The organism is Gordonibacter pamelaeae 7-10-1-b, from assembly GCF_000210055.1.
Classification (GTDB): Bacteria; Actinomycetota; Coriobacteriia; order Coriobacteriales; family Eggerthellaceae; genus Gordonibacter; species Gordonibacter pamelaeae.
In genome coordinates this window covers 1,111,954-1,116,350 of record NC_021021.1, presented here as the reverse complement: position 1 = coordinate 1,116,350, position 4,397 = coordinate 1,111,954, and the positions used below count along the sequence as shown (strand labels likewise).

Sequence of the window (4,397 nt, the reverse complement as noted above, 5' to 3'; positions counted from 1 at the left end):
CGGCATCGGCGGCGCGACGGGTTCGTCGAAGGCGCACAAGCTGGAGTCGCTCGAGACGTGCGGGGCCGAGGTGCAGAAGGGCAACGCGCCCGTGGAGCGCAAGATCCAGCGCCTGTTCCGCCGCGGCGACGCGTGCCGCATGATCAAGCGCTGCAACGACTTCGGCGCGGGCGGCGTGTCCGTGGCCGTGGGCGAGCTGGCCGATGGTCTGTTCATCGACCTGAACAAGGTGCCCAAGAAGTACGAGGGCCTGGACGGCACGGAGCTCGCCATCGCCGAGAGCCAGGAGCGCATGGCCGTGGCGCTGGCGGCCGGGGACGTGGACGCGTTCATCGCGCTCGCGCACGAGGAGAACCTCGAGGCCACACCTATAGCCGAGGTCACCGAAGAGGCGCGCGTGCGCATGGTGTGGAACGACGCCACCATCGTGGACGTGAGCCGCGACTTCCTCAACAGCAACGGCGCGGCCAAGCATCAGGACGTGCATGTGCTGTCGGGCAGCGGCTACGAGCGCACGTGGGAGGGCGAGACGCTGGCCGAGCGCATGCGCGCGCTGGTCACGGATTTGAACGTATGCTCGAACAAGGGCCTGTCGGAGCGCTTCGACTCCACCATCGGCGCGGCCACGGCGCTCATGCCGTTCGGCGGCTCGCGCCAGCTGACGCCGGCGCTGGCCATGGCGGCGAAGCTGCCCGTGTTCGGAGAGACCACCACGGTGAGCGGCATGGCCTGGGGCTTCAACCCGTACCTCACGGCGGCGAACCCGTTCACGGGCTCGTACATCGCCGTGGTGGAGAGCGTGGCGAAGCTGGCGGCCGCCGGTTTCGCGCGCGAGGACATGTACCTGACGTTCCAGGAGTATTTCGAGAAGCTGCGCGACGAGCCCGAGCGCTGGGGCAAGCCCGCCGCGGCCGTGCTGGGCGCGCTCATGGCGCAGGTCGATCTGGGCGTGGGGGCCATCGGCGGCAAGGACTCCATGTCCGGCAGCTTCGAGCAGCTGGACGTGCCGCCGACGCTCGTGTCGTTCGCGACGGCCGTGGGCTCGATCGACCGCGTGACGTCGCCCGAGTTCAAGGGCGCGGACCATCGCGTGGTGCGCATCGTGCCCGCTGGTTACGACGGCGTGGTGCCCGAGGCGGCCGGCCTGTTGGAGGCCATCGCGCTGGTAGAGCGCCTCATCGGCGAGGGCGCGGCGCTCGCCGTGACGACGCCCGGATACGGCGGTGCGGCCGAGGCCCTGTTCAAGATGTGCGTGGGCAACGGCATCGGCGTGAAGCTGAGCGACGGCGTGACGCCCACTGCGCTGTTCGCGCCCTCGTACGGCAGCTTCTTTGTGGAACTGACGGACGGCGCGGAGCTGCCTGCGGCGAGCGATGCGGTGCTCATCGACGAGGTGGGCGAGACGACGGAGGCCTACGAGCTCTCCGCCTGCGGCGAGACGATTTCGCTTGCCGACCTGCAAGAAGCCTGGGAGGCCCAGCTGGAGCCCGTGTTCCCGTACCGCGCCGGAGGCGACGCGGTGGAGCCGGTGTCCTTCGGCAGCGCCACGCCCCTCACCTACAACGGAACCATCGCGCGCCCGCGCGTGGTCATCCCCGTGTTCCCGGGCAACAACTGCGAGTACGACTCCGCGCGCGCCTTCGAGCAGGCGGGGGCTGTGGTGGACACGTTCGTCATCAACAACCTCACGCCCGACAAGGTGGCCGAGAGCACGGCCGAGCTGGTGCGGCTCATCAAGAACAGCCAGATCATCATGCTGCCGGGCGGCTTCTCCGGCGGCGACGAGCCCGACGGCTCCGCGAAGTTCATCACGGCGTTCTTCCGCGCCCCCGCCGTCACCGAGGCGGTGCGCGACCTGCTGCAGAACCGCGACGGTCTGATGCTGGGTATCTGCAACGGTTTCCAGGCGCTCGTGAAGCTGGGCCTCGTGCCGTTCGGCGACATCCGCCCGATGGACGAGGACTGCCCCACGCTCACGTTCAACAACATCGGCCGCCACCAGAGCCGCCTCGTGCGCACGCGCGTGGCGTCGAACCTGTCGCCGTGGCTCTCGCGCTGCGAGGTGGGCGATGTGCACACGGTACCGATCAGCCATGGCGAGGGCCGCTTCGTGGCGAGCGAGGATCTGCTCGTGCAGCTGCGCGACGCCGGCCAGATAGCCACGCAGTACGTGGGCGCCGACGGGCGGCCGTCCATGGACCTGGATGTGAACCCCAACGGCTCCGCATGGGCCATCGAGGGCATTACGAGCCCCGACGGCCGCGTCTTCGGCAAGATGGGCCACAGCGAGCGCCGCGGCGCGGGCCTGTACCAGAACGTGCCCGGCGACCTGTTCCAGCCCCTGTTCGAAGGCGGCGTGGGCTACTTCACCGACTAATGTCACAAAAGGGGACAGTCCCCTTTTGTGACATTCCGGGCGGCGCGTCCTTCGGGGCGCGCCGCTTTCTCGATCGCAAAGGACGGAGATGCCCATGGAGCCCGAATTCGTCAACCTCACGCCGGAGAACCTGGCCAACGAGCATCTCTCCTGCATTATCCGCGTCAAAAAGCCCCATCCAGGCGTCGAGGCGAAACGTGCGTGGCTCGCCGACCGCCTGCGCGAGGGCCACGTGTTCCGCAAGCTGCAGGTGAAGGACCCGGTGTTCATCGAGTACGCCCCGCTCGAGACGGCATGGGTTCCCATCGTGGGCGACAACTACCTGTACGTGTACTGCCTCTGGGCGTATGGCGCTTCCAAGGGGAAGGGCTATGGGCGCGCGCTCATGGAGTACTGCCTTGCCGACGCGCGCGAACAGGGCAAGGCGGGCGTGTGCATGCTGGGCTCGAAAAAGCAGAAGTCGTGGCTGTCCGACCAGTCGTTCGCGAAGAAGTTCGGCTTCGAGGCGGTGGACGCCACCGACGACGGCTACGAGCTGCTCGCTCTGTCGTTCGACGGCACCGTGCCGACGTTCACGCCGCGCGCCAAGGCACAGAGGATCGAGCGCGACGAGCTGACGATCTACTACGATTTCCAGTGCCCCTACGTGCCCGGGCATATCGCCACGGTGCAGCGGTACTGCGAGGAGAACGGGGTTCCGCTGACGTTGATCCAGGTTGATTCCCTGCAGGCGGCGAAGGACCTGCCCTGCGTGTTCAACAACTGGGCCGTGTTCTACAAAGGCAAGTTCGAGACCGTGAACCTGCTGGATACCGCATATTTGAAGCGGATACTCAAGAAGTAGGTGAAACTCCGGTAAAGGAGGTGTGGAATGGGTTTTCTCGAAAGCTTCAACCGTGGACTGAGCGGGAATGACGGTTACGAGTTCGCGGACAGGCAGGTGGCGTGCGCGCACTGCGGCGGCACCGCGTTCGACGAGCGGTCGGCGCAGCTCAACACGATGGGCCTCACGTTCCTCGACCTCGATTGGGCGAACCGGAGCGCCACGGTCCTCGTCTGCCAGAACTGCGGCCACCTCGAGTGGTTCTTGTGATACGAACCGCGATATTCATCAAATAGGATTTGGGGAGCGCAGCGCTTGGCATCTGCGGCGCACGGGTTCGCTTGGGGCGTCAAAAAAGCGGAGGATTCATTAATTCTCCGCTTTCATCTGGGGAAATAATATCACAAAACGGGTGAAAAGTCGAGTCGTGCATGTGCGCGGGGTTCGCGGTATAACCCTGTGCGAGGTGATGCGCATGGGTTTCGATCTGACGATTCCGCCGCAGCTGCAACGGGCCGCTGCGCGGGAGGATCTGGCCGTCTGCAACGAGGCGACGGCGAAGCACGGCCTGCGGCTAACCGAGCCGCAGATGATGGAGCTGGTCGAGCGCCGCGGCGAGGCGCTGCGCGCGACGGGGCGCGTGGAGTTCGGGCGCGGGGTGGTGCGCGAGCTGGTGCGCGGGTTCTGCGACTCGCCATACCTCTCGCAGGAGAACTACGCCGAGGTCATCGCGGACGTGCAGGACGTGTTCTACCGTCGCAAGGAGGACGCCGAGGGGGCAGGCGAGCCGATGGCCGACGACGACCTGGTGGAAGCGCTGCGTTACACGTTCGATGGCGAGGCGGCGGGATCGGCGGAGCTGCTGGCCGATGTTCCGGTCGCAACGCTGCGGGCGTATGCGGCGCACGGCCGGGCGGGCGCGTACGACGAGAAGACGCAGAGCGAGGAGTTCGAGGAGGAGGCCGCCTATGACGGAGCCGAGGAACGCGTGCGCGACGAGTTCAGCCGCGTGCTGGACGACGAGCGATGGGAGCGCCCCGGCAACGAGTACGCCGACGGCTTCTACGACGGCTATCACGAGCTCTACCGCGTCGGGTTCGACTCCAACAGCCGCATCGGGGGATCGTCCCTCGGCTGACGGGACGGTGGGCGGCGAGGCGCGCCAGGTTGTCGGCACGCGCGACGCAGGCGCCACGC

The 4,397-nt window shown here is 67.1% G+C and carries 4 protein-coding genes; all 4 read left to right on the top strand.

Going from position 1 to position 4,397, the window contains the following annotated elements; genetic code table 11:
- On the top strand, window positions 1-2,377 hold a 2,377-nt coding region (locus GPA_RS05205), incomplete at its 5' end, for a phosphoribosylformylglycinamidine synthase (protein ID WP_041239139.1).
- A gap of 94 nt (window positions 2,378-2,471) precedes the next feature.
- The gene (locus GPA_RS05200) at window positions 2,472-3,221 is read left to right on the top strand and encodes an N-acetyltransferase (protein ID WP_041240109.1); all 750 of its coding nucleotides are present in this window, start codon (window positions 2,472-2,474) and stop codon (window positions 3,219-3,221) included.
- A 27-nt stretch (window positions 3,222-3,248) separates the two neighbouring features.
- Window positions 3,249-3,470 (top strand): hypothetical protein, encoded by a 222-nt coding sequence (locus GPA_RS05195; protein ID WP_015539174.1) that lies wholly within the window; start codon window positions 3,249-3,251, stop codon window positions 3,468-3,470.
- Window positions 3,471-3,675: 205 nt separating this feature from the next.
- The gene (locus tag GPA_RS16710; RefSeq protein WP_049784020.1) at window positions 3,676-4,338 is read left to right on the top strand and encodes a DUF6323 family protein; all 663 of its coding nucleotides are present in this window, start codon (window positions 3,676-3,678) and stop codon (window positions 4,336-4,338) included.
- The last annotated feature ends 59 nt before the right edge of the window (window positions 4,339-4,397 follow it).

Coding starts and splice junctions, on each gene's coding strand:
- GPA_RS16710 (WP_049784020.1), top strand. CDS start 3,676: ATGGGTTTCGATCTGACGATTCCGCCGCAGCTGCAACGGGCCGCTGCG.
- GPA_RS05195 (WP_015539174.1), top strand. CDS start 3,249: ATGGGTTTTCTCGAAAGCTTCAACCGTGGACTGAGCGGGAATGACGGT.
- GPA_RS05200 (WP_041240109.1), top strand. CDS start 2,472: ATGGAGCCCGAATTCGTCAACCTCACGCCGGAGAACCTGGCCAACGAG.